The following is a 24,178-nucleotide window of genomic DNA, read 5'->3' as shown; positions in this document are numbered from 1 at the left end:
TGGGTTGCCGCTTGAGATTTGCGGTTAAGTCCGTTATCATTAGCTTGAGGTGAAAGCGGATAATGGAAAGACTGCAAAAGGTATTAGCCGAAGCTGGGATCGCATCCCGCCGGAAATGTGAAGAAATCATTACAGCGGGACGCGTGCAAGTGAACGGTGAAGTCGTCACGACGCTGGGTGTGAAAGTAAATACAGCTGAAGATGAGATTAGAGTCGATGGACGAGCCATCGGTCAGCAGAAGAAGATTTATGTCATTTTGAATAAGCCGAAAGGTGTTATTACGAGTGCAACCGATCCAGAGGGGCGGAAGGTCGTTACGGACTTCTTGCCAGGGATTAGAGAACGTGTGTATCCAGTCGGTCGATTGGATTATGATACGGAAGGTCTGCTCATTTTGACGAATGACGGTGAATTTGCACATTTGCTCACGCATCCGAAGCATCATGTTCCGAAGACGTATCAAGCGACGGTCAAAGGTGTGCCGCACGGCACGTTATTAGATAAGCTCAAAGTGGGCATACAGTTAGAAGACGGCATGACAGCTCCTGCTGAAGTCGAGTATGCGGATGTCAACATGGAGAAGAATGAGTCCGTCATTCAAATCACGATCTATGAAGGAAGAAACCGCCAAGTCAGACGGATGTTTGAGGCGATTTCATTTCCCGTTATCAAATTAAAGCGGATTAAATTCGGTCCGATCTTCTTAACAGGCCTGGCAAGAGCGAAGTATCGCCACTTAACGCCTAAAGAAGTTGAAGAGCTTAGGAACGAAGCTCTAAGGACACATAACGTTCAAAAAGGCCAATAAGAATTGGCCTTCTTTTCGTTATAATAAGGGTATAATTCGATATTTCCAAACTAACATTGTCGAAAAAGCGAAGGTGATTAACAGTGGGTCGTAATAAGAAATGGGTACAGATTGGGATCTTTGCAATCGTGCTCATTATTGGTGTGTTTACGATTATTACAAATTTGTCTGCTTCCGCAGGCAAGAAGTATCCACAGCAGGGGGATAAAGCAACAAACTTCTCCTTGATGGGGTTAGATGGTAAAACGCACGAGCTCTCCGACTATAAGGGGAAAGTTGTGCTTGTGAATTTCTGGGGTACGTTTTGTCCACCCTGTAAAGAAGAAATGCCTGATCTTCAGAAGATGTATGACAAGTATAAGAGTCAGGACGTAGTCTTCTTAGAGGTCAACGTGGACAAGAATAAGGTAACGGTTCAAGGCTTTATGGATCAATATCAATTAAATATGCCAGTGCTGTTGGATGCCAATGAAGTTGTGCGTAAACAGTATGGTGTTATGGACTATCCGACAACCTTTTTCATTGGCACAGATGGCAAAATCGCTGTGAAAAAAATAGGCCAAATGGAAGAGTCTTACATTGATGAAACGTTGTCTGGTTTAGTGAAAAAATCGTAGTTCGGAAATCGCAATTCGCGCGCATGCTCAACGTTTTATAGGAGGTCATCATGTTCTACAATACCAAATGCGATTGCGGGCATCAGAACCCCACTGGCACTACGCTATGTGAATCTTGTGGCAACCCGCTGATCGATACAGATGGCAGAGATATACTAGAAATGCGTTACGATGGTATGGCTCGACGTTCGCAGAAATCGAATCCATCCCTGCTCGATAAAGTCTGGAATTTCTTCTCCTCGGTCAAAATAGCGGTATGGATCATTTTCATCACAACGCTGGCTTCGGCTGTAGGTACGATTTATCCACAAGAGAACACATTTCTGGATATGGACCCATCGCAATATTACAGTGAAAACTACGGAGCACTAGGAAGCATTTATTACGCTCTTGGCTTTTCACATACATTCAACTCATGGTGGTTTATTACGCTGTTATTCATGATTGGAACTTCACTCGTGATATGCAGTTTGGATCGCGTGCTTCCGCTGTATCGTGCATTATCCAAGCAGCAAATACGCAAGCATATTAACTTTCTCGTAAGGCAAAATGTAACCCATGTTGCTGATTTGCCAGCAGGTACAGATGAGATCGCTTGGACGAATAAGTTAGGTGAGCTTTTACGTAAGAAAAATTACCGTGTACATACTGACGGATCAGCACTTCTTGCTGAGAAGTATCGTTTTAGCCGCTGGGGTCCTTATATCAATCATATTGGACTCATTATTTTCCTAATCGGCGTATTGATGCGGAGCATTCCTGGCTGGCATATGGATCAATATATGGGCATTCTTGAAGGCGAAACCAAGCCGATCCCTCATACGTCGTATTACATCAAAAATGAGAAATTTACGCTCACCTTGTATGATGAGCAGGATCTTCCTGAAAGCATCAAGGCGAAAGGGCAGATCGTTCCTAAAACGTATGAAACGAAAGCCGTTTTGTATCATTGCACCGCGAACTGCGGCGATGGGTCAGAAACACCAGTACTCGAAGAGGTACATAAAGCCGACATCATCGTGAATCATCCGCTGAATTACAAAGGCTTGCAAGCGTATCAGTTTGATTATAAAGCGACACCGTTGCTAATCTCCGTTAAGCCTGCGCTTAGCAATCCAATAACGGGTGAGACGTATGGAAGCTTTGATCTACCGATGAATAATCCGAAGGATTCATATCAGGTAGGACCTTATAAATTAACGCTGAAAGGCTTCTTCCCAGAGTTTGGCTTAGAAAAAGGGCAACCCATTTCGAAGTCGAATGAGCCGAAAGCACCTGCGTTTATTTTTAGTATTACAGGACCGGGCCTCGCTGAGAAAGGTGAACCTTACCTGTATTTCCCAAGGCAAATAGATAAAGAAACCTTCTCGCAAGATACGATTAATGGCGCGATTAGCCAAAAGCTGAAAATAGCCGTTGGCTCGATGGAAGGTGTTCAGTTTGCGAATTATACAACGTACCTGAACATTCGTGTAGATAAAGCGATGCCTTATATCTGGGTTGGCTCCGCGATCTTTATGATCGGGGTCATCATGGGCTTCTACTGGCAGCACCGCCGCATCTGGATTCGAATTGATGAAGGCAAGCTTACACTAGGCGGTCATACGAACAAAAACTGGTTTGGACTTCGCAATGAGGTAGCCGCAGCGCTCAATAAAAATGGCATGGAAGTTTCGCAGAAAACATTAGCAAATGGAGGAAACCAGGGGTGAACGTAAACTCTGTCAGCAGCACCTTTTTACTTATCGCTTTTTTTGTATACTTGCTAGCATTCTTCCTGTTTGTCCTATCGATTACCGGTAAAAGATGGAGTAACCGAAAGCCGGAAGATCACACGAGACAGTGGGGATTTGTCGCTTTCCTTACTTCTGTCGTCGGCTTTGCTTGTCATGTGACCTTCTTTTTTACCAGATGGGCAGAAGGGGGTCATATCCCAACGTCCAATATGTATGAGTTCATGACCTTCTTAGGGATGATGATCATGTGTGCCTTCTTGGTCGTGTATCTCATTTATCGGACACCGGTTCTTGGCGTATTCGCGTTGCCGGTTGGATTTATCATTATCGCTTATGCCTCTGTTTTCCCGAGTGAAGTACAGCCGTTAATTCCTGCCTTGCAGAGCTATTGGCTCAAAATTCACGTCACCACTGCAGCGACAGGGGAAGCTTTCTTCGCCGTTGGTTTTGCCGGTGGCTTGATGTATTTGCTGCGATCTGTCGATTACAAGGGAACGTCGAAGACGGATAAGAAGGAACAACGCGGTGTCGAGCTTACCTTGTTCTTTATCCTTATGCTTGTCGCATTTATCGCGTCGATCTTTACATTCAATGGATCAGGGTACAAAGCCGTATTCTCCAAAGATGTCATCGTCACAAACGCACAAGGTGTGCAGGAAACGAATACGACTACCGAAACGTACGTATTGCCGCCGATTGTGCAGCCGTATGACACAAAAGTCGTAGAAATGAAGTCTTTCCTAGGCATGTCCGAGCCATTATTTACAGCGCCATCCTGGATGGAAGGGGCAGCCGCTGGACGTAAACTCAATACCGTTATTTGGTCCATTCTTGGCGGTCTAATTCTTTATTGGTTGGCTCGTCTAGTCGCTCGTAAACCTTTAGGGGCTGCGATTGGTCCGATTGTGAAAGGAATGGATGCAGAGGATCTGGATGAGATCAGTTATCGCGCTATCGCGATTGGTTACCCGATCTTTACGCTTGGAGCACTAATCTTCGCCATGATTTGGGCGCAGGAAGCTTGGGGCCGTTTCTGGGGCTGGGATCCGAAGGAAGTATGGGCATTGATCACTTGGTTATTCTATGCTGTATTCCTGCATCTTCGTCTCTCCAAAGGCTGGCAAGGTAAGAAATCCGCATGGTTAACCGTTATTGGATTTATTGTCGTTATGTTTACATTAGTAGGTGTGAACTTAGTCATAGCAGGTCTGCATTCTTATGCAGGGGTTTAAAATTATGCACGTACATTATAAAGAGGATGTGACGCTCCATGGAATTGAAGCCAAGTATACTCGTTGTAGATGATGAAGAACGTATTCGCCGATTGCTCCGCATGTATTTAGAAAAAGAAGGCTATCTCATTGAAGAAGCAGAAGATGGCGAATCTGCTTTGCGGATGGCCACGGAATCCGACTTTGATCTCATTTTGCTTGACGTGATGCTGCCAGGTATCGATGGGATTGAAGTATGTGCGCGCCTTCGTCAAGTGAAATCGACGCCAGTCATTATGCTGACAGCCAAAGGCGAAGAGACGAATCGTGTGAGTGGTTTTGAGGTAGGAGCTGATGACTACGTAGTCAAACCGTTCTCACCTCGTGAAGTAATTTATCGCGTGAAAGCCATTCTTCGCCGCTCTTCGGCAACAGCTTATCTGTCCAAGGATGCAAGCTCCAGCAATAATATTGTGTTCCCAAACTTGATCATTGAGCATGATGCACATCGTGTTACAGCTGGTGGTCAGGAAGTTGCCCTAACGCCAAAGGAATATGAATTGCTGCACTACTTGGCGGTTTCTCCGGATAAAGTGTTCTCTCGTGAAGAGCTGCTTAAGGATGTATGGAACTACGAATTTTTCGGTGATTTACGTACCGTTGATACGCATGTGAAAAGACTCCGTGAAAAATTAAACAAAGTATCCCCGGATGCTGCAGCGATGATTACGACCGTATGGGGTGTAGGCTACAAGCTAGAGGTGCCTAAATAAGTGTTTATTTTCAGAAGTGTCGTAGGTAAGTTGTGGTTAACGATTATTGGCCTAGTTGGGGTTATCTTGCTCATACTAGGCTTTTTCCTTGTCAATTATATGGAAAATTATTTCTCGCAGGCAACGGATCAAACGGAAAATATGATAAAAATGGCGAACAAATTTTCCGAAGAAGCCTCGCAGCACATGTACAATGAGCAGTTTTATGAGCTCAGCAATGAGTTACTCAGTTTTCAAGATTCTCGTATGCTCGTCATTTCGACAGATATGAAAGAAATGATCATTCCTGAGACGAAAGGCAGCGAACTCGTAGACTTTCATGTATCGGATTTTTACACAGCTGCGGAGCTGAAACCGGTCTTTGAAGGGCAAACGATCTGGAAGCAAGTGAACAAGTTAGGAACAGGCCGTTTTAAATCGGGGACGGAATTTCTCGTAGTCGCAGTTCCTCTATTCAATATGGAAGGCGGCATTGTTGGCTCCACCTTGTTGTATCAGTCTTTGCAATCCTTAGAAGCAACGCAATCGTACATGTTGAGATTATTTGTTTATGTTTCGATCGTAGGGTTTCTCATGACAACCTTCTTCGCCTTCTTCTTGTTCTCGCAAATTACGAGACCGCTGCAGCAATTGAAGAAAGCGGCTGATTTTATCACACATGGAGAATATGGTACGCGTGTCCCTATTCTTTCCAAAGATGAGATTGGTGAGCTTGCCAAAACGTTTAATCACATGGGCGAGAAGGTGCAGGAAAGTATTCATGCGCTTAGCCAAGAGAAGGAACATCTTTCCAGCATCCTGCGCAGTATGACTGATGCCGTCATCACACTCGATGTGAATGGTTCAGTTATGCTCAGCAACCCGCAAGGGGAGAAGATCATTCAAGAGTGGAGCACGATCGAATGGTCAGAGGATGAAGGGACGCCAAGACGCTTCCCGCAGCAGGATACATCGCTTGGTGATTGGGGATTGATGAGCTTTAACTATCCGTCATCCTCGAGTCCGATTCCTGTGCCGCTGATTCCGCTTTTTGAAGCTGTGGTCGACGAGTCGGCAGATGCAGCTACCAAGCTTCATGTTCAAAATGGCGTGTGGTCCGTAGCGATGACACCGCTCTACTCCAGAGACCAGGTGCGCGGCGCTGTAGCCGTTCTCCGTGATGTCACGGAGGAAGAACGTCTCGATAAGCTGCGCAAAGATTTCGTGGCGAACGTCTCGCATGAGCTGCGTACGCCGATTTCGATGCTGCAGGGCTACAGTGAAGCCCTGCTTGATGATATTCCCTCCACGCCGGAGGAACGCGTGGAGCTCGTGCAGGTCATTCACGACGAGTCGCTCCGCATGGGGCGCCTCGTCCGTGACCTGCTCGATCTGGCGCGGATGGAAGCCGGCCATCTCGAGCTTGTATTCAGGGAGGTCGAGATCGACTCCCTGGTGAAACGCATGCACCGCAAGTTCTCGGTGCTGGCCAAAGAGCGCGGCATCGCGCTAAGCGTGGCGCTGCCGGAAGATCCGCTCATCCTGCGTCGCGCGGATGAGGATCGTTTGGAGCAGGTGCTGACGAACCTGCTCGACAATGCGTTCCGGCATACGCCTGCAAGCGCGAATATCGCGCTGAAGGCGGAGCCGGGCCTCTACAAGGATCGACCAGCGATCCGCATTGAGATTGCGGACGAGGGGCAGGGGATCCCTGCCGAGGACCTGCCGTTCATCTTTGAACGCTTCTACAAGGCGGACAAAGCGCGTACGAGGGGCTCCTCGGGGGGGACGGGACTTGGTCTCGCGATTGTCAAAAATATCATTGATTCACACCAAGGCAGTGTAACGGTTCAAAGTACGATGGGGCAGGGCAGCACGTTTACGATCTGGTTGCCTTGTGAACACAAATAAGTTCGAAATCGTCACAATTTCGACACAAGGAAAAGGCGAATTCTGAGTTGTAACTCAGGATTCGCCTTTATTTGTAGAATATTCAGACAAAATCTTGTTGTTCGTGAAACAATTTGTGCTTATTAGAGTGTAAGGGCACGAACATTCACGATTTCATCTAGCTTCGTAAGATCAGCTAGCACTTCAGCAGGAGCTGTTTTATCAATCGTCAATACCATGATTGCGGATCCGCCGATCACTTTACGACCAACCTGCATAGTCGCGATGTTAACTTGGTTGCTTCCTAGCAATGTACCAACGCGGCCAATGATACCTGGTTTATCGTTGTGGGAAATGAGCAACAAGTTACCTTCAGCAGCGAAGTCAACTGGGTATTGATCGATACGCACGATGCGCTCGCCGAAGCCAGCAAGTAATGTACCAGCAAGAGTTTTCTCTTCTTGCTTCGTTTTTACAGTTACAGTAACAAGGTTAGTGAAGCTGTTGGATGCGTTCGATTTTTGCACGACGATGTTCACACCGCGTGATTTAGCAAGATGCATCGCATTGATAATATTGATGGATTCCAATTGGTTCTGGAAAATCCCTTTTACGATATAGCGATTTAAAGGACTTGTATCTACGTCCATCAAATCACCCGCATAGTTAATGACGATTTCAGAAACAGCACCTTGGGCGATTTGACCAAGTACGGATCCGATTTTTTCACCAAGACTGAAGTATGGTTGTAGCTTGTTAAGCACATCTGCAGGTACTGGAGGCATGTTAACAGCGTTTTTAAATGGCTCGTTACGAAGAATATGAAGCACTTCCTCGGATACGTCGATCGCTACGTTCTCTTGCGCTTCAATTGTGGATGCGCCAAGGTGAGGAGTTACGATCACTTTCGGATTATTAAGGAAAGGATGATCTTTGGCAGGCGGCTCTACTTCGAATACGTCGAATGCAGCTCCTGCAACGATGCCTTGATCAATTGCTTCTACTAATGCTAGCTCATCGATAATACCGCCGCGCGCACAGTTAATGATACGAATGCCTGGCTTCATAAGCTCGAATTGTGTTCTGGAAATCAGGTGACGCGTTTCTGGCGTAAGTGGTGTGTGAACCGTAATGAAATCCGCTTGAGCAGCGATCTCATTAACTGTACCAAGCTTAACGCCCATTTTCTCAGCGCGCTCTTCTGTTAAGAATGGGTCATACCCGATAACTTCCATGCCGAATACTTTCGCGCGTTTCGCAACTTCACTACCGATACGTCCCATTCCGAGAATACCTAGTGTCTTGTTACGAAGCTCAACGCCGATGAATTTACGATCCCACTCGCCGCCAACTGTTTTCTTGTACGCTTGTGGAATCATACGAGCCGTTGCCATCATCATAGCGAATGTAAGCTCGCAAGTTGCGATTGTGTTACCGTCAGGTGCGTTGATAACGATAATTCCGCGTTTTGTTGCTGCTTCCAAATCGATATTGTCGACACCGACACCAGCGCGACCGATTACTTTCAACTTCGTGCCGGCAGTCATGATTTTTTCTGTTACTTTTGTTTGGCTACGAACTAAGAGGGCATCGTACTCACCGATAATGGCAATAAGTTCGTCTTCGGATAGACCAGATTGCTTAACCACTTCAACATCAGCTGCATCATAAAGCATTTGAATTCCCATGTCACTAATTGGATCGGATACTAGAACTTTGAACATAATTCGTTTCCTCCTTAGATTTGAACATAAAAAAACTCCCAGCCCTCGGACACAGACAGTTAGCCTGTAGCCAAAGGGACGAGAGATTGCTTTCGTGGTACCACCCTAGTTCGCTGCCCATTCGCATGAGAAGCCTCATTTGGTCTTGCGACCTGGAACTGTAACGTGTCCCTAACCCGATTGCATCTACTTAAATTCAATGCAATAACTCTGGAGTGCTCCGCAACATGTTCGCTACCGATTCTCACCAACCATCGGTTCTCTGAAAGCTACTTTATTTGCTTGGCTCCGTCAACGCTGTACTGTAATATAGAATTTTTACTAGATTACCATGCGTTCGAAATCGTGTCAATACATGTCGAACGATTTTTGCATTATCGACATAATTGTTCGGATTGACAAAGATTTAGAAGCATTTTGTTTTATTTTATAGTAACAATGTTCGAAAAGCAATGCTAATTTGCGAATATTTGAGCCGAATATTCGTGTATGGTACAGTTAATATAGGAAATTAAAGTATGGTGTTCAGGAGTGTGTATGTAAATGGAAGTTAAACGCATTTATCCGCAAATTTTTCTTCAAGCTGTGGAACAGAAAACACTAGGAAATAGTGTCATTATTGATGTAAGAGAGCCACATGAATGGGATTACTATCATATGGAGGAGGCGCAGCTGATTCCCATGCAGCAAATTCCTCTTCGTATGGGAGAGCTCCCAGAAGATGAAGACATTTATATTGTATGTGCTCATGGCATGCGAAGTATGCGTGTAGCCGAATATTTGCAAGAGAATGGCTTCGATCGTGTCATTAATGTGGATGGCGGTATGGCGGCCATCGCGATGTTCCGCGGCTTCCAATACGATTAATTGAAAAAAGCGAATGATTGATCAAAAAATTTGACCAATCATTCGCTTTTTTAATTTACATCTGAGAAAAATGGCAGTTGCGGCAGTGTTTCATTGGTGTACCACTTCGATTTGCCTTTCACAAAATCGCCAGTGCGAACGGCATTTGTGCTTAACAATAATTCCATAGTTTGGTTGACATCGTTCACATTTAGTTTCTTGGCTTGTCCAGAAGCGATGAATTCATCAATTCGGATCGTTAAATCCTGCGGATAAAACGGCGAGAATGCTTTATTTTTCAGCAGCTTAGCAGTTATATATACATTCTTTACATTGAAGTTCATAGCTCGCCATTGATCCAAATTCGCTGTATTATTCGAATCGAAATATTCGATGTCCGGATCTATCGTGCCGTTCCAGACGAGAATCGAGTCGAAATAATTTTTCTGAGCCGTTAGTGCTTGTGTCTTGGCTTCAAGGAAGTACGCATCCTTCTGAATGGCCTCTAGCAGCTGCGCATGGCTTTGCGCGTTGGCTTTAGACTGATAAGCGCTCAGTGTATCAGAGAACAGCTTTAAGCTCTTAAGATAGCCTTGGTGCGATTGTACGAGCAAGGGCGATGAGGCAGGCATGTTTTTCGCTTGAAGCGTACTGTATTTATCAGCTGCGATTTTACTGAGCTCTTTCAGAACTGCCGCAGCATCGACGGTTGCATTGTCCATTTCAATTTGGCCTAATAATTCAAACCATTTATTCTGAAATTCCCTAAAGGGTAAAAAGATGGTATGGTAATATGAGACCAGAACTTGTTGGTCATACGCCCCGATCTCGGGAGCGGCCGCTTGTTCAGCGTGCATCATTTTATTGTATTTTAACTCTGATTTCGATTGTCCTAATCGCAAACCGTAGAAAAAAGCGCCAAGGATGCAGACCAGCATAAATATAAACATGAGGGCAAATAAATAATCAGTGCGGGTAAGACGCTTCTCCATAAATCTAGCTCCTTGTTGTCTTTTATATTTGTTTTAGTATAGGTCATACAGCTGTAAAAAGGAATAATATGAGGAAATGAGGGTTGCTTCCTTTGAAAAAATTCGATTTTAAGAATCTTCGTATAGGGAAAGTCGATATTAGTGAACTTAATGATAGTACTTTATTACTGAATCTTTATATCACACAACTGCTTACGCTTATTATCGGAATTATCATCTTGTTTTTTCAGAGCAATTCAAAGATTCTTTCCGCACTATCGTTTCATGGCGGCCTGCGAGTTGTTATTTGGGGATGTTTATTTGCAGTAGTTGTACTTGGTGTAGATTTGCTGATTTCTAGGTGGGTGCCCAAAGAAGTATCAGACGACGGCGGCATTAATCAAATGCTTTTTGGAAATAGAGCCATTTGGCATATTGCACTTATTTCCTTTATCGTATCTGTCTGTGAAGAAGTCCTATTCCGCGGCGCGATTCAACATGCTTGGGGACCCTATTGGACCAGTATTTTGTTCGCGGCGATACATGTTCGCTATTTACAGCACTGGCTCATGACAGGGATGGTTTTCTGTATCAGCTATGGCTTAGGTTGGATTTACCTTCATACGGGAAGCCTATGGACACCGATAATTGCTCACTTTATGATTGATATGGTGATGGGTTGCATTCTACGGTTCAGCAAGGAGGAAGATCAAGGTTCATGAGTCTAGGGGAAAGAGTAGCTTCGAGGTCGAATCCAGGTATGGAGGAGAAACAGGAGGATGATACCTATTTACCGCCGCGTAGAGCTGTACATCCTTCAGAACAGGGTAAATGGACGAATCTTTTTTATATGACGCTGCTTTGGTTGTTCATCGCGCTTGTGGTGAGTTTAACGGTTTGGGGGATTAAGTACTCTAAATTATGATTTGAAAATAAAACGAGCCATACGATTCCACGAAAGCGTGGCAGTCGTATGGCTCTTATATTTTTATCTCATTTCCAATTCGATCGCATTCGGATCCACAAAGGAATACCCTTTTTCCTCAAGCTTAGTAAGCAGGGTATCTAGGGCACTCACCGTCCAAGGAAGCTCATGCATAAGAATATTACTGCCACTATGCAGCTGCTGCAAGACATTTTCGATAACTTTATTTGAATCGTTATTTTTATTCGTCATGTCCCAGTCTAGGGAACCGTTTGACCAAGTCATGTAGAGCATTTTGTTGTTTTTCACCTTTGTTTTCAAATAATCATTGCCTGAACCAAACGGCGGGCGGAAAAACACAGGAGCATGACCGATGATCTCTTTCACGATCTGTTGAACATCATCGACTTGTTTATCAATTTTCTCATTTGCCATGTCTTTCAGATTGTCATGATCCCAAGCATGGTTGCCAATGATATTACCGCTATCATGGACAAGCTTAACGAGCTCAGGCTTCTGCTTAATCCGATAACCGTTCATAAAGAAAATCGCTTTGGCCTTATGTTTGTTCAAAATATCAATAAGCGATTGATTCATACCTTGTTCTTTGGGACCATCGTCAAAGGTTAAAAGGACGACTTTTTTATTGCCATTGGGGTCGTTCGGCACGATATCATAATTTTTATTCATATGATAGGTCTTCTGAACTACTTCCTGTACTGGCGCTGTCGGTGTTGGTGAAGGCGATGGTGTAGGTGCCGCGGTAGGTACTGGAGTCGGACTCGGGCTTGCTGTTGCTTGCGCAGTTGGCGCTAAACTCGTGGTAGCGGCAGGGCTTGTTTCGGTTTGATCGGCACTGCAGGCAGTCATTAGAAGCATACCTGTTAAGAGCAGTGTACTTGCTTTCTTTTTCATAATTCGTCTTCTCCTCAGATCCATACATGGTGGTTAACATTTATAGTACCACAATTACGCGCGCAATTCGCAGATGTCCATTCTCCTATGTTTTCCTTCTTGGCTGGCGTATGTCCACTTCTAAACTCGCACAAGCTAGAAAGGATTCATACTAACGATCATGGAGGGAGATCCAATGAAATTAGGAACGTTTATGCTCGGTGGAATAGCTGGTGCAGCTGCTGTTATTTATCTCAATCGTAAAAGTAAATCCTTGCTCTTCTCGGCATTTAGTTCATCAAGTGACTCGATGGGAAAAATGATGGACAAGGCGAAAGACACCTTTGAGAATAAATCATTTGGAGATTCAGTGGCCAAAAGTTTCTCCTCCGCGAGTACAACCGGGCTAAATCAGGTTGAAAAAATAGTGAAAGAGGACCCGCATTTGAAGGCAACGGTCAATGAAATTTTGCAAGATAATAAGGTGAGCACCGCAACAATTCAATAAATATAAGCGCTTAGCGCAGTCTGGCATACCCACGGGGCCGGCTGTGCTTTTTCTTTTTATACATAACTTAAGCGTGCATTTGCTCAGATTTAGTGTTAACATGATAGGTGAAAACAATAGATGGATGCATGTCCATTTATTGATTAGTGGTTCACCTTTTCGGTTTTCTAACATATTCTGATTGAAATAAGGTGACCATGCTTTCGATGCAAGCTTTCCAATTGGAGAGCTCAAAGGAGGATCCTATCATGAAAATAGAACGCTTAAGTCAGGATAAGATACGGATTTTCCTAACATTCGATGACTTAACTGAACGTGGAATTCAAAAAGACGACATGTGGAGAGAAATTCCGAAAGTACACGAGTTGTTTAGTGAAATGATGGATCAAGCTTATTCGGAGCTCGGATTTGACCCGTCCGGTCCGCTTGCTGTTGAGGTGTTCGCACTCCCAGCGCAAGGTATGGTTGTAATTGTGACCAGAGGCAAGCTTGACTTGTATGCAAGTGCTGATGCATATGATGATCATGAAGCTGAAGAAGTGTACGAAATGGAAGTAACGCTTGAGCAAAGCGATTTGATCTCCTATGCTTTCCGTGATTTTGAAGATCTGCTGCGCGTTTCCAAAGTAATTAATCCCCTTCTGATGGAAGGCGGTACCCTGTATTCATACAAAGGGAAATATATTTTACAGCTAGAGCCTGTTGAGCTTGAAGAAACCAAGTATCAAGCGCTAATCGCTGTCCTGTCCGAGTTCGGTGAAGCTTCGTCAATCACTGTTGCTGTTCTTGAGGAATATGGAAAAACGATTATTGCTGATGATGCTGTTAAGGTGCTTTGCCGCCATTTCAAATAAACAGGGACTCATGTCCTTCTGCCTTAGAATGAAACAAGCATCTCCAAAAACAACCGTTTTTGAGGATGCTTGTTTTGTTTTCCATTAATACGTTACAGGGGTATCTGATGTAATACGTAGATATGTCTGGAGAGAACGTCTATAATAGACGTATATATTTCACTAAAAGAGGGGAGCTGGAACATGCATATCGTGCCTATTTTGTTGGCAGCCATAGCGCCAGGTCTCTCGTTACTTGCTTACTTTTATTTGAAGGATCGGTATGAAACGGAGCCTATACATTTAGTGATACGAATGTTTCTATTCGGCGTGTTACTAGTATACCCAACGATGGTGCTTCAAAACGCGCTCATTCAGGAATTCGGCAACGGCATTATCGTCACTTCCTTTTTCCTTTCTGGTGGTGTTGAAGAGTTTCTGAAATGGCTGATCTTATATCACCTCATATTTCGGCATGAAGCGTTCGATGAGCCTTACGACGGGATTGTTTATGCGGTGGCTGTGAGTCTCGGCTTCGCAACGTTGGAGAATATCATTTACGCCTTCCTGCACGCATCTTCTTTCTCTGCTTTGATGCTTCGCGCGCTCCTGCCTGTATCAGGACACGCCTTATTTGGTGTCATGATGGGTTATTATATGGGCAAAGCCAAATTCACGCCTAACAAGCAATCGAGATATTTATGGATATCGCTCCTATTGCCGATTGCGTGGCATGGCGCTTTTGATTATATTTTGCTTATTTTCACAAAGGGCTGGATTTGGATCATGATACCGCTGATGACTTTTCTCTGGCTTCGTTCGATTTGGCGTGTTGATCGTGCGAACGCACGATCACCATTACGGGTAGTAACGGTAGATGAGAAGATTAAAATGGGTTGAATTGGGACATAATGACTGTATAATTGGTGACTCCATTGCATGGATGGGGAACGACCGGGAGGGTATACATGTCAGTAACGACGCGTGTGAAAGTGAAGATCCGATGTCGATTATGCGGTGAGAAATTCGTATTGCGCGGTAAACAGGAAAAAGACAAAATCGAAACAGGATTTCGCCAATGCATCTGCAGTAACGAGCATGATTTTGAAATAGAGACCGAGAGTTAGCAAGAGGCCATTCTTTGGAATAGGCTTCTTTTATTTTGTTGTCAAATTTGCATAAACCTGCCTCCACGCGTAAAAACTAAGCGCAAGATTGGGTATGAAAGGAGCAGTTTTGTGTATAAAAGATTAAGTATTGTCATGTTTCCTTTTCTATTGCTGGCCTTGATCGGGGCTTCTGTGTGGGGGTATCTAGAGCACCAAGAGAAGAACACGATCTTAATTAAAGCTGAGAACCAGTATCAACGCGCGTTTCATGATCTGTCCTTTCACATGGATAAGCTACATACAGAGCTAGGCAATACATTGGCTGTGAACTCAGCCTCGGAGCCTTCCTATCGAAAAGGTTTAGTGAATGTTTGGCGATTAACGAGTCAAGCGCAAAGTGACATCACGCAATTGCCGTTGATGCTGCTGCCTTTTAATAAAACAGAGGATTTCTTAGCGAATATGGCTAATTTCTCTTACAGGATGTCTGTTCGTGATATGACGAAGCAGCCCTTGACGGAAGCGGAAATGAGTACCTTGAACACCCTTTACGCACATTCTGCCGACATTACGAAAGAAATTCGCGGCGTGCAAGATAAAGTCATTGCCAACAATTTAAGATGGATGGATGTTGAGACTGCTCTAGCATCTGAGAACGAAATGCATGACAATGCGATTATTGATGGCTTTAAAATTGTAGATAAACAAGTAGGCGGATACGAAGAATTGAATTGGGGCACGGGCGGCATCAATGTGTTATCCAAAAAAGATGTCAAAATGCTGTCAGGCAATGATATGACACCCGATCAAATTAAAAAGAAAGCTGCGGAGTTCCTTGGTATTCAAGATTCAGCGGGGATTAAAGTCGTCGAAAACGGCGGAAGCGCACCGGAATTTCAAAGCTATAGTGTCATCGTACCGAGCGGCGATGCTGCGAAAAATGATACGCAAATGGATTATACGAAAAAAGGCGGACACCTGATTTATTTTATGAAATCGCGGGATGTTCCCACTTCTAAATTTAATCTTCGTCAAGCAAGAGATATTGCGAACGAATTTTTGGATCAACACGAATATAAGGATTTAAGTGCGATTAGTTATGATCAGTATCAAAATACGGCGACGATTCAATTTGCCAAGAAGGATAAAAATGTTACCATTTACCCTGAGCAATTAACGGTTAAAGTTGCCTTGGATACCCTGGAAGTGACGGGTCTGCAGGCAACGAATTATATTTATTCACAAAAAGAGCGCGTGATCGGTCAGCCGAAAATTAGTGTAGAAGAAGCGCGTAAGCATTTGAATTCTAAGATGAAGGTGTCCGGCGAATCGCTAGCGATCATCAAGAATGATATTGATGAAGAGGTGCTTTGCCACGAATTTATCGGCACCTTGAATAACAACATCTATCGCGTTTATGTGAATGCAGATGTGGGCATGGAAGAGAAGATTGAAACCATCCGTCAGGATCAAGTGGAAGCTGCAAAAGGAAAATCTTAGAGGAAAAGAAGCGGGATCGCATCCTGCTTCTTTTTTTATCTGTCTAAATGGTGATGGCATGATATAATAATGCATATTACATCGCGGAGGTGCGGATATTGCTTCCTAAGGTTAACCAGATTTTACATATGCAAATGAACAGTATTGATGAAGAAGAGTCAAAAATCGAATATAAGTCGAGAATTGCTGACGTAACCGAAAGCGCTATCGTCATGGAAATTCCGCTTAATGAGAAGACAGGACGTTTGAAGAAAATGTACCAAGGAGATGAGATTAGCGCTCATTTCTTAGCCCAAGGCGGTGTAAAACACTATTTCACAACGGAAGTTATTGGCTTTCGTGAGGACGTCATTCGCTTAGTAGAGCTGCGAGTCCCTGAGCTAAGTGCGATCACGCAAATTCAACGAAGAAATTTCCTGCGGGTTTTGGCAGAGTTGGAAATCGCAGTGAAATTGAATGACCAGATACAATTTATCGGCGTGACAGATGATGTCGGCGGCGGTGGTATTTCGTTTATTTGCGATGGACATCTCCCGATCGGTCTAAATGCGATTATTTCATGTTGGGTGCTGGCGCCTTTCAAGAATGGTACTATCGAGCATATTCCCTTCACAGGGGAAGTTGTACGCGTAAAAACGACAGAGACGGGCAAGCAGCTCGTCATGATCAGATTCGCTGAGATTGCGGATCGTGAGCGACAGAAGCTGATTCGTTTTTGTTTTGAAAGACAAATGGATTTTCGCAAACGCTAAGGATTGAGAGTGGGGCGCAAAGGGTATACTGCTATGCATATTGGATGCTGGCAGGAGCGTGATCCCATGTCGAAGGAGCAAGAGCGTGAACCTTATGAGCAGTTATTTATACGTTTCTCTGCCAAAGTAGAGAAGATTATAATAAGATCTGTGCTAGTTACGATCATTGTGTTGGTCTGTGTACAAGCTCTGCTTCAAAATGCTTACATCCGTAAACATTTCACTCGTGTAGAGCCGCTAGAGGGACAGCCTTATATCGTGCCCAAACATGATCCCAGAGAACGATCTTAGTCGTATCATGGCAAATTCCGATGGCGTCCAAGTTTTGCATATGACTAGGTAGTGTGCTATAATTTCTATTAATTAGCAGGCAAGTGCCTGCTTTTTTTGTACGTAATGTACTGTGAAGCATTGTTAGGAGGAACAGCAGCTTGGAAAAGTTCAATATTGCCATAGATGGACCTGCTGGAGCCGGTAAAAGTACCATTGCACGGCTAGTAGCCGGTGCGCTTGGATTCATTTACGTGGATACAGGAGCCATGTATCGAGCAGTAACGTGGAAAGTACAGCAAGAAGGGCTGCTACCTGAGCAAGAAACAGAAGTGGCTGCGCTCACCAATCGCATGCAAATTGAGCTCATTCCTGGAGAAGAAGGACAACAGGTCTTCGTAGATGGTGTAGATGTGACGAAAGCGATTCGTTCAGCGGACGTGACGACACATGTTTCGCAAATTGCCAGTTATGGTGCGGTACGCCATTTGTTAGTTGGTTTACAGCAGCAAATGACCGTTTCCAAAGGCGTAGTCATGGATGGCCGTGACATCGGAACGCATGTCATGCCAGATGCGGAAATCAAGGTTTTCTTAACAGCGAGTGTGAAAGAGCGTGCTGAGCGCCGGTTCAAGGAATTGGAGAGCAGTGGTACAAACACACTAACGCTTTCCGAGCTGGAGCAAGATATTGCACGTCGTGATCAATTCGATGAAGCGAGAGAAATTTCGCCGCTGCGCAGGGCGCACGATGCCGTGTTAATGGACAGCACTACAATGACGATTGAAGAAGTTGTGGACGAAATCCTTGGGCTTTGCAAGGACAAAGTCGGAGGTGGCAAATAAAGATGCTATATCGCATCGGAAGAGCCTTATTTCGATTCATTTTTACCGTATTTTTCCGTATGCGCGCCATTGGCATGGAGAATGTTCCCAAAGACGGAGCAGTCGTTCTGTGCGGTAATCATACGAGCTTCTTGGACCCCCCATTCTTGGGGACGCCACTTAGGCGCAAGGTTCATTTTATGGCTAAAGCAGAGCTTTTCGAAATCACTGTGCTAGGGACTATTATTTCGAAAGTAGGCGCATTTCCTGTAAAGCGCGGCGGCGTTAGCAGAGAGTCGATCCGATTGGCTGTTCAGCTGCTTCGTGATGGCAACATGCTCGGCGTTTTTCCAGAAGGCTCTAGAAGTAATGCAGGCGGGATGGGGAAGAAAGGCGCAGCTAGTCTTGCACTGAAAGCCGGTGCAGCCGTCGTTCCAGTAGCCATCGTGGGTACATACTCACTTTTTCGCCGTATGACGATCGTCTATGGAGCGCCACTTGATATGAGTGCATATGCAGGAGCTAGCTCGGAAGATTTGGAGCTTGCGACCGAAGCCATCATGAAAGAAATTCGCCGTCTACATACAGTTAATAGTAAAGCCTAAGCAGAAATGTATGGAATCGAAAGCTTGGAATTATACTAACCTTACAGTGATTTGAACTTATTGCCCGTGTTTGAAACAAAGTAGTAGCATGACTGCTGCTTTGTGACTTATAAATTATTTTTGTTGGTTGTAAATAGAGGAGGCTAATCTCATGTCAGATGAAGTAAAAGTTGAAGATCAATCACAGGAAGCTCAAGAAACAGCCGTATCACAAGCAGAAGCAGAGCACGCGCTTAACAACGTTGCTGTGCTGAAGAAAGGCGCTACCGTAAAAGGTAAAATCGTTAAAGTAGACGCTGATCAAGCTTTCGTAGATATCGGTTACAAATACGATGGAGTCATCCCTGTTCGTGAGCTTTCATCCGTTAGCTTGAATGACGCAGCGCAAGCAGTTGAGCTTGGTCAAGAAGTTGAATTGAAGATCGTTTCTATCAACGATGCGAAAGAAACATTGGTATTGTCTAAACGTGTTGTAGACAACGAGAAAGCTTGGGAAACACTGCAAGGTCAATTGGAAAGCAAAGAAATTATCGAAGCTTCCGTTGCTGAAGTTGTTAAAGGCGGACTTGTTGTGGATATTGGTGTACGTGGTTTCGTACCTGCATCCATGGTTGAGCGTCAATTCGTTGAAGATTTCTCCTCCTACAAAGGTCGCACATTGCGTCTTCGTGTGAAAGAAATCGATCGCGAGAAAAACAAAGTCATTCTTTCACAAAAAGATATTTTGGATGAAGAGTTCGAAGCTAATAAAAAGAAAATCATCGAAGGCCTACAAGTAGGTCAAGTGCTTGACGGTACGGTTCAACGTTTGACACAATTCGGTGCATTTGTTGATATCGGCGGTATCGATGGACTTGTTCACATTTCTGAGCTTGCATGGCAGCATGTTGAACAAGCATCTGATGTTGTTAAAGAAGGCGACAAAGTTAAAGTTCAAGTGCTTAAACTTGATCCGTCCAACGACAAAATCAGCCTAAGCATCAAAGCAACACAAGCGGGTCCATGGTCCAACGTTGAGAATGACTTCAAAGCTGGCGACATCGTAACTGGAACAGTTAAACGCCTTGCAGCTTTCGGTGCATTCGTTGAAGTGGCTCCTGGTGTTGAAGGTCTTGTGCACATTTCCCAAATCGCACACCGTCACATCGGTACTCCGCATGAAGTATTGAAAGAAGGTCAAGAAGTACAAGTGAAAGTCTTGGAAATCAACTTGGCTGAGAAACGCGTTAGCTTGAGCATTAAAGACACAGAAGATGCTCCTGAAGCACCTGCTGGTGCAGCAGCTCCGGCAGCTGGCAAACCAGAAAGAGAAAGACAACCACGCGGCGATCGTGACCGCGGCAACAGCGCTAGCCACCAAAAAGAAATCGCTGGTAACGAAAACGTATCCCTAAGCAATCAAGGTTTGTCCATGACACTTGGTGAGCGTTTCGGAGAAAAACTAGCGAAATTCAAAAAATAAATAGATCCAATTTCTAGGAGGGTACAGCAATGCGCATCTCACGCAAAATGGAGCATGTCCATTACGCGCTGGAGCTTGGTCAAACCCGTCAGCAAGGGCTGATGGATATCAAGATTGTGCATAACTGTCTTCCTGAGACTTCGACGGATCATATTGCTTTAACAACATCAATCGGCGATCTCATTATGAGTTCGCCGATTTTAATTAATGCAATGACCGGCGGCGCTCACGAGACAGAGAGCATTAATCGCGAATTAGCCATTTTGGCCAGGGAAAAAGGCTTGCCTATGGCAGTCGGTTCCCAGATGTCAGCTATTAAGAATAGCGAAGTGGCATCTAGCTATCAAATCGTGCGGCGAGAGAATCCGAACGGTATGATTTTCGCTAACTTGGGCAGCGAAGCTACGACAGATCAAGCGCTGCGCGCGATCGATATGATTGAAGCGAATGCGCTTCAAGTTCATTTGAATGTCATGCAAGAGCTAATCATGCCGGAAGGGGATCGCAGCTTCGTAGGGATGCTTAGACGCATAGAGGATATTGTAGCTCATGTCCCTGTTCCGGTTATCGTGAAAGAGGTAGGCTTTGGCATTTCACGAGATAACGCGAAGCAATTGCGAGACATCGGTGTTCACATTGTCGATGTTGGCGGTTCAGGCGGAACGAATTTTGCCGCGATTGAAAATGCGAGAAGACCGGCTGCCTTATCGTGGTTAAACGATTGGGGTACGCCGACAAGTATGACTTTGCTTGAGGTGCTTTCTGTCTATCCATGGGGTTCGGTCATCGCATCAGGCGGAATTACGAATGCTTTGGAAGCGGCCAAAGCACTTACATTAGGTGCTTCTGCAGTTGGTATGGCTGGCGCATTCCTGAAAGTATTGCGTACGGAAGGCGTTGATGCCCTTCATGCTTATGCAGAAGAGCTACATCAAGGACTCATTTTAATTATGACGGCGCTAGGCGCCAATTCCATTCAAGCTTTAACCCAATGTCCAGTAGTTATTATGGGGGGCACGGCCGAGTGGTGCCGTACCAGAGGCATCGATTTAACTTCATATGCAGGGCGAACCAATCCGAGTAAATAATCAAAATATTGCCATACTAAGGATCAGGCAGATCTCCCTTATTCGTTGAGGGGGAATCTGAAGATCCGTTAGCAAACCGATGTCGATAGGTTGTCATTGGCTGCTGCGCAGGCTAGGGTGGTTTGATTATGAATGCCGGTTATTTGTCGCTAATTCTTCTTTGCATCACGTTGATTTTGCTTGCCAGCGGGTGGAAGGAACTGTACATCAGAAGTGTATCGCATAAGGGCATGCTTCTTTTTTTTGTCTCTTGGCTGATTGGAACGAGAATTACCATTACGATACAACATGCACATATACAGCTGGTGTATATTGTCGTCATTGCGATTTCCTGCATCATACTATTTGTAACACAAGGCTTTATACATAAGCTTCATCTGCTTTCTATTGGTTTATTGATCGGTTCACTCCATTTTCTATTTCAACAGCTTCTCGAGATGGATCCTATCCTAATCATTCGAAACTCGCAATGGCAGACAGCTTTGCTGCTTGCCCTAGTTGCTGTTATTGTACAGCGCAACGCTTGGGAGCAGATTGCAGCGCTTTCTATTGGCTATCTGATCGGGGATATGTACCAAGCGGGAATCCATAAGGTAGGGGGCTTTCATCAACTGGGGATGGCTACGTTTCAAGATCAATGGTGGCTTTCCATTTTCACTGCGAGAACAGTAACGATTATCGTACAAGCTGCTTATAGCGGCTGTCGGAACGTCTTGAGAAATTGGATCGGTCGTAGAGGAAGCAGATGGAAATAACGAAAATATCTTCATAACAGTGTGCTATTAAGACGAAGTCTCAAAAGAGATTAGCCAAGGCGTCTCTTTTTTGTTATGATGTAAGTTGCGTAATTTTCCATGTATGTACATGGAATCCGAAGGAGTGATAGAAATTGGCTAGACCCGTACTGGCAATTGTAGGCCGACCGAATGTCGGCAAGTCCACCATTTTTAATCGAATCGTAGGCGATCGCATGGCGATTGTAGAAGATAAACCAGGTGTTACACGGGATCGTTTATATGGTGTTGGTGAGTGGTTAAACACGTCTTTCAGCGTTATTGATACAGGCGGTATTGAAATCGACGGCGAAGATGTCATCCTGAAATCAGTTCGTGTCCAAGCTGAGCTTGCGATCGAAGAAGCAGATGTCATCGTCTTCATGGTAGATGCGAAGGCTGGGGTAACTCCGTCGGATGAAGAAGTGGCACAAATCCTGTTCCGTTCCAAAAAGCCAGTTGTCCTTGCAGTAAATAAAGTGGATAATTTGGCGCGTCAAGACGATATTTATGAATTCTATTCTCTTGGTTTCGGTGATCCAGTAGGTATTTCCGGCTCTCACGGGATTGGGATCGGCGATTTGCTTGAAGTTGTGTGTAATTTATTCCCAGATAAAAAGGACGATGAATATGGCGACGAAGTCGTGAAATTTGCCCTGATCGGCCGTCCGAACGTAGGGAAATCCTCCATGACGAACGCGATTCTTGGGGAAGAGCGAGTTATCGTGAGTGACGTTGCAGGAACAACGCGCGATGCGATCGATACACCTTTTGAACGTGATGGTCAGAAGTTCGTTATTATTGACACCGCAGGTATGCGTAAGCGCGGTAAGGTGTATGAAAACACCGAGAAATATAGTGTCATGCGTGCCATGAAAGCGATCGAGCGTGCCGATGTAGTCCTAGTCGTCATCGATGGACAAGAAGGCATTATTGATCAAGATAAACACATCGCAGGGTATGCGCACGAAGCAGGAAAAGCGATTGTCATTGTCGTAAATAAATGGGATATCGTTGATAAAGATGACAAAACGATGCAGCATTTCACAACGACAATTCGTGATCATTTCTTGTTCTTGAGCTACGCGCCGATAGTGTTTGTATCAGCTAAAACTACGCAGCGTCTTCATAAATTGCTGCCTGTCGTCGTGCAAGTGGCTGAGAATCATGCATTGCGTGTACAAACGCATCTTCTCAATGATGTTATTTCTGACGCGGTGGCTTATAACCCGCCGCCAACGGATAAAGGTAAGCGCCTGCGGATTAACTATGTGACACAAGTGGCTGTGAAGCCGCCAGTCTTCGTTCTTTTCGTGAATGAGCCTGAGCTCATGCACTTTTCGTACGAACGTTACTTGGATAATAAAATCCGCGCTGCCTTTGGCTTTGAAGGAACGCCCATTCGCATCTTGAGCCGCAGAAAAACTTCGGACAAAGAATAGGAGATGTTGTACATTGCTTTCGATAATAACAATTGTAGTGGGCTATTTACTAGGATCCATAAGCTTTAGTTATTTATTCGGAAAATGGATTAAGGGCATTGATATCCGCAAGCACGGCAGCGGGAACGCGGGGGCAACCAATACCCTCCGCGTACTAGGGAAGGGACCTGCGATCCTCGTCCTGCTGCTGGATGGCTTGAAAGGTGTCGCTGCGGTCCTTTTAGGGGTGTGGGCTGCCCCAGGACCGGATGACATCTGGATTCGTGTGTTGTGTGGTTTAGCAGCGATTGTAGGGCATAACTGGCCTGTCTATTTTGGCTTTCGAGGTGGTAAAGGCATTGCGACTACCATCGGGGTCATGGCGACACTTTGTTTCCTTCCAACGTTGATCGCTGGTTTAACAGCCATAGTCATCATTGCTGTCACACGATTTGTATCGCTGGGCTCCCTCATTCTTACAGCACTCTTACCTTTTTTAATTTGGGGCATGGACCGGCCTTTACCTGTTTTGTGGATTAGTATCTTGCTATGTGCTTTCGCTTTCTTACGTCATCGGACGAACATTGTTAAGCTAATTCAAGGGAAAGAAAACAAGCTAGGCCAGAAAAGAGCCTAACGAAAGTGTGCTAAGAACAAC

Annotated in this window: 26 protein-coding genes and 1 other annotated feature; of the genes, 23 read left to right on the top strand and 3 right to left on the bottom strand. The window is 44.8% G+C overall.

The genetic code is table 11. From position 1 onward, the window contains the following. Nucleotides 1–62 precede the first annotated feature (62 nt). The 6 genes from AC58UX_RS22735 to AC58UX_RS22710 all read left to right on the top strand — a co-directional run bounded on the left by AC58UX_RS22735 (nt 63) and on the right by AC58UX_RS22710 (nt 7,036). Nucleotides 63–809, top strand: coding sequence for a pseudouridine synthase (locus AC58UX_RS22735; RefSeq protein WP_497256930.1), 747 nt, complete (start codon nt 63–65; stop codon nt 807–809). A gap of 83 nt (nt 810–892) precedes the next feature. Further along, nucleotides 893–1,426 carry a redoxin domain-containing protein gene (locus AC58UX_RS22730; protein ID WP_497256928.1) on the top strand — a complete coding sequence of 178 codons (534 nt, stop codon included), beginning with the start codon at nt 893–895 and terminating at the stop codon, nt 1,424–1,426. 50 nt (nt 1,427–1,476) lie between these two features. Continuing rightward, the gene (gene resB, locus AC58UX_RS22725) at nt 1,477–3,138 is read left to right on the top strand and encodes a cytochrome c biogenesis protein ResB (protein WP_497256926.1); all 1,662 of its coding nucleotides are present in this window, start codon (nt 1,477–1,479) and stop codon (nt 3,136–3,138) included. Further along, on the top strand, nt 3,135–4,394 hold the full coding sequence (ccsA, locus tag AC58UX_RS22720; RefSeq protein ID WP_497256924.1) for a cytochrome c biogenesis protein CcsA: 1,260 nt from the start codon (nt 3,135–3,137) through the stop codon (nt 4,392–4,394). The genes resB and ccsA overlap by 4 nt, the downstream gene beginning before the upstream one ends. A 38-nt stretch (nt 4,395–4,432) precedes the next feature. Then, nucleotides 4,433–5,146 carry a response regulator transcription factor gene (locus tag AC58UX_RS22715; RefSeq protein WP_068670403.1) on the top strand — a complete coding sequence of 238 codons (714 nt, stop codon included), beginning with the start codon at nt 4,433–4,435 and terminating at the stop codon, nt 5,144–5,146. Beyond that, nucleotides 5,147–7,036 (top strand): ATP-binding protein, encoded by a 1,890-nt coding sequence (locus AC58UX_RS22710; RefSeq protein WP_497256921.1) that lies wholly within the window; start codon nt 5,147–5,149, stop codon nt 7,034–7,036. A gap of 122 nt (nt 7,037–7,158) precedes the next feature. Here the strand turns inward: AC58UX_RS22710 and serA are convergent, their stop codons facing one another. Then, on the bottom strand, nt 7,159–8,739 hold the full coding sequence (serA, locus tag AC58UX_RS22705; protein WP_497256919.1) for a phosphoglycerate dehydrogenase: 1,581 nt from the start codon (nt 8,737–8,739) through the stop codon (nt 7,159–7,161). Between the two features lie 71 nt (nt 8,740–8,810). Beyond that, nucleotides 8,811–9,043: a binding site (T-box leader), on the bottom strand. A 239-nt stretch (nt 9,044–9,282) separates the two neighbouring features. On the opposite strand from serA, the gene AC58UX_RS22700 reads away from it, so the two are divergent. Continuing rightward, complete coding sequence (locus AC58UX_RS22700) at nt 9,283–9,606, top strand: rhodanese-like domain-containing protein (RefSeq protein ID WP_497256917.1); 324 nt, start codon at nt 9,283–9,285, stop codon at nt 9,604–9,606. Between the two features lie 50 nt (nt 9,607–9,656). On the opposite strand, the gene AC58UX_RS22695 is transcribed toward AC58UX_RS22700, so the two are convergent. Beyond that, nucleotides 9,657–10,577 (bottom strand): hypothetical protein, encoded by a 921-nt coding sequence (locus AC58UX_RS22695; protein WP_497256915.1) that lies wholly within the window; start codon nt 10,575–10,577, stop codon nt 9,657–9,659. A 92-nt stretch (nt 10,578–10,669) separates the two neighbouring features. On the opposite strand from AC58UX_RS22695, the gene AC58UX_RS22690 reads away from it, so the two are divergent. Further along, nucleotides 10,670–11,278: a CPBP family intramembrane glutamic endopeptidase gene (locus AC58UX_RS22690; RefSeq protein ID WP_497256913.1), complete on the top strand. Its 609-nt coding sequence runs from the start codon at nt 10,670–10,672 to the stop codon at nt 11,276–11,278. Then, nucleotides 11,275–11,481, top strand: a complete 207-nt coding sequence (locus AC58UX_RS22685) for a hypothetical protein (RefSeq protein ID WP_497256911.1) — start codon at nt 11,275–11,277, stop codon at nt 11,479–11,481. Before AC58UX_RS22690 ends, AC58UX_RS22685 begins: the two co-directional genes overlap by 4 nt. A gap of 63 nt (nt 11,482–11,544) precedes the next feature. Here the strand turns inward: AC58UX_RS22685 and AC58UX_RS22680 are convergent, their stop codons facing one another. Next, nucleotides 11,545–12,396 carry a polysaccharide deacetylase family protein gene (locus AC58UX_RS22680; protein ID WP_497256909.1) on the bottom strand — a complete coding sequence of 284 codons (852 nt, stop codon included), beginning with the start codon at nt 12,394–12,396 and terminating at the stop codon, nt 11,545–11,547. Nucleotides 12,397–12,571: 175 nt separating this feature from the next. Between AC58UX_RS22680 and AC58UX_RS22675 the strand changes: the two genes are divergently transcribed. From AC58UX_RS22675 to plsY, 14 genes are all read left to right on the top strand, one after another. Then, nucleotides 12,572–12,883 carry a hypothetical protein gene (locus AC58UX_RS22675; RefSeq protein ID WP_497256907.1) on the top strand — a complete coding sequence of 104 codons (312 nt, stop codon included), beginning with the start codon at nt 12,572–12,574 and terminating at the stop codon, nt 12,881–12,883. Between the two features lie 248 nt (nt 12,884–13,131). Beyond that, the gene (locus AC58UX_RS22670) at nt 13,132–13,737 is read left to right on the top strand and encodes a genetic competence negative regulator (protein WP_497256905.1); all 606 of its coding nucleotides are present in this window, start codon (nt 13,132–13,134) and stop codon (nt 13,735–13,737) included. A gap of 183 nt (nt 13,738–13,920) precedes the next feature. Next, nucleotides 13,921–14,616: a glutamic-type intramembrane protease PrsW gene (gene prsW, locus AC58UX_RS22665; protein WP_497256903.1), complete on the top strand. Its 696-nt coding sequence runs from the start codon at nt 13,921–13,923 to the stop codon at nt 14,614–14,616. A 68-nt stretch (nt 14,617–14,684) separates the two neighbouring features. Continuing rightward, a complete protein-coding gene (locus tag AC58UX_RS22660; protein WP_497256901.1) occupies nt 14,685–14,843 on the top strand; it encodes a hypothetical protein in 159 nt (52 codons plus the stop codon). A gap of 111 nt (nt 14,844–14,954) precedes the next feature. Beyond that, nucleotides 14,955–16,325, top strand: coding sequence for a germination protein YpeB (gene ypeB, locus AC58UX_RS22655; protein ID WP_497256899.1), 1,371 nt, complete (start codon nt 14,955–14,957; stop codon nt 16,323–16,325). Nucleotides 16,326–16,423: 98 nt separating this feature from the next. After that, nucleotides 16,424–17,077, top strand: a complete 654-nt coding sequence (locus AC58UX_RS22650; RefSeq protein ID WP_497256897.1) for a flagellar brake protein — start codon at nt 16,424–16,426, stop codon at nt 17,075–17,077. A gap of 66 nt (nt 17,078–17,143) precedes the next feature. Next, nucleotides 17,144–17,368, top strand: a complete 225-nt coding sequence (locus AC58UX_RS22645) for a hypothetical protein (RefSeq protein ID WP_497256895.1) — start codon at nt 17,144–17,146, stop codon at nt 17,366–17,368. A 140-nt stretch (nt 17,369–17,508) separates the two neighbouring features. Further along, a complete protein-coding gene (gene cmk, locus AC58UX_RS22640; protein WP_497256893.1) occupies nt 17,509–18,192 on the top strand; it encodes a (d)CMP kinase in 684 nt (227 codons plus the stop codon). Nucleotides 18,193–18,194: 2 nt separating this feature from the next. Further along, nucleotides 18,195–18,776, top strand: coding sequence for a lysophospholipid acyltransferase family protein (locus AC58UX_RS22635; protein WP_497256891.1), 582 nt, complete (start codon nt 18,195–18,197; stop codon nt 18,774–18,776). Between the two features lie 151 nt (nt 18,777–18,927). Continuing rightward, on the top strand, nt 18,928–20,238 hold the full coding sequence (gene rpsA, locus AC58UX_RS22630) for a 30S ribosomal protein S1 (RefSeq protein ID WP_497256889.1): 1,311 nt from the start codon (nt 18,928–18,930) through the stop codon (nt 20,236–20,238). Between the two features lie 29 nt (nt 20,239–20,267). After that, on the top strand, nt 20,268–21,326 hold the full coding sequence (fni, locus tag AC58UX_RS22625; protein WP_497256887.1) for a type 2 isopentenyl-diphosphate Delta-isomerase: 1,059 nt from the start codon (nt 20,268–20,270) through the stop codon (nt 21,324–21,326). Nucleotides 21,327–21,454: 128 nt separating this feature from the next. Further along, nucleotides 21,455–22,081, top strand: coding sequence for a YphA family membrane protein (locus AC58UX_RS22620; protein WP_497256885.1), 627 nt, complete (start codon nt 21,455–21,457; stop codon nt 22,079–22,081). Nucleotides 22,082–22,215: 134 nt separating this feature from the next. Continuing rightward, nucleotides 22,216–23,541, top strand: coding sequence for a ribosome biogenesis GTPase Der (der, locus tag AC58UX_RS22615; protein WP_497256883.1), 1,326 nt, complete (start codon nt 22,216–22,218; stop codon nt 23,539–23,541). Nucleotides 23,542–23,554: 13 nt separating this feature from the next. Next, nucleotides 23,555–24,157, top strand: coding sequence for a glycerol-3-phosphate 1-O-acyltransferase PlsY (plsY, locus tag AC58UX_RS22610; protein ID WP_497256881.1), 603 nt, complete (start codon nt 23,555–23,557; stop codon nt 24,155–24,157). The last annotated feature ends 21 nt before the right edge of the window (nt 24,158–24,178 follow it).

The sequence above is a fragment of the Paenibacillus sp. J22P90 genome (assembly GCF_059692195.1).
Note: the sequence above shows the minus strand (reverse complement) of the source record. Positions and strands in the feature narration are given on the sequence as shown.

What these genes read in the sequence shown, in the direction of transcription:
- AC58UX_RS22735 (WP_497256930.1), top strand. Translation starts at nt 63, where the DNA reads ATGGAAAGACTGCAAAAGGTATTAGCCGAAGCTGGGATCGCATCCCGC.
- resB (WP_497256926.1), top strand. Translation starts at nt 1,477, where the DNA reads ATGTTCTACAATACCAAATGCGATTGCGGGCATCAGAACCCCACTGGC.
- AC58UX_RS22715 (WP_068670403.1), top strand. Translation starts at nt 4,433, where the DNA reads ATGGAATTGAAGCCAAGTATACTCGTTGTAGATGATGAAGAACGTATT.
- serA (WP_497256919.1), bottom strand. Translation starts at nt 8,739, where the DNA reads ATGTTCAAAGTTCTAGTATCCGATCCAATTAGTGACATGGGAATTCAA.
- AC58UX_RS22700 (WP_497256917.1), top strand. Translation starts at nt 9,283, where the DNA reads ATGGAAGTTAAACGCATTTATCCGCAAATTTTTCTTCAAGCTGTGGAA.
- AC58UX_RS22695 (WP_497256915.1), bottom strand. Translation starts at nt 10,577, where the DNA reads ATGGAGAAGCGTCTTACCCGCACTGATTATTTATTTGCCCTCATGTTT.
- AC58UX_RS22685 (WP_497256911.1), top strand. Translation starts at nt 11,275, where the DNA reads ATGAGTCTAGGGGAAAGAGTAGCTTCGAGGTCGAATCCAGGTATGGAG.
- AC58UX_RS22680 (WP_497256909.1), bottom strand. Translation starts at nt 12,396, where the DNA reads ATGAAAAAGAAAGCAAGTACACTGCTCTTAACAGGTATGCTTCTAATG.
- AC58UX_RS22675 (WP_497256907.1), top strand. Translation starts at nt 12,572, where the DNA reads ATGAAATTAGGAACGTTTATGCTCGGTGGAATAGCTGGTGCAGCTGCT.
- AC58UX_RS22670 (WP_497256905.1), top strand. Translation starts at nt 13,132, where the DNA reads ATGAAAATAGAACGCTTAAGTCAGGATAAGATACGGATTTTCCTAACA.
- prsW (WP_497256903.1), top strand. Translation starts at nt 13,921, where the DNA reads ATGCATATCGTGCCTATTTTGTTGGCAGCCATAGCGCCAGGTCTCTCG.
- AC58UX_RS22660 (WP_497256901.1), top strand. Translation starts at nt 14,685, where the DNA reads ATGTCAGTAACGACGCGTGTGAAAGTGAAGATCCGATGTCGATTATGC.
- AC58UX_RS22645 (WP_497256895.1), top strand. Translation starts at nt 17,144, where the DNA reads ATGTCGAAGGAGCAAGAGCGTGAACCTTATGAGCAGTTATTTATACGT.
- AC58UX_RS22635 (WP_497256891.1), top strand. Translation starts at nt 18,195, where the DNA reads ATGCTATATCGCATCGGAAGAGCCTTATTTCGATTCATTTTTACCGTA.
- rpsA (WP_497256889.1), top strand. Translation starts at nt 18,928, where the DNA reads ATGTCAGATGAAGTAAAAGTTGAAGATCAATCACAGGAAGCTCAAGAA.
- fni (WP_497256887.1), top strand. Translation starts at nt 20,268, where the DNA reads ATGCGCATCTCACGCAAAATGGAGCATGTCCATTACGCGCTGGAGCTT.
- AC58UX_RS22620 (WP_497256885.1), top strand. Translation starts at nt 21,455, where the DNA reads ATGAATGCCGGTTATTTGTCGCTAATTCTTCTTTGCATCACGTTGATT.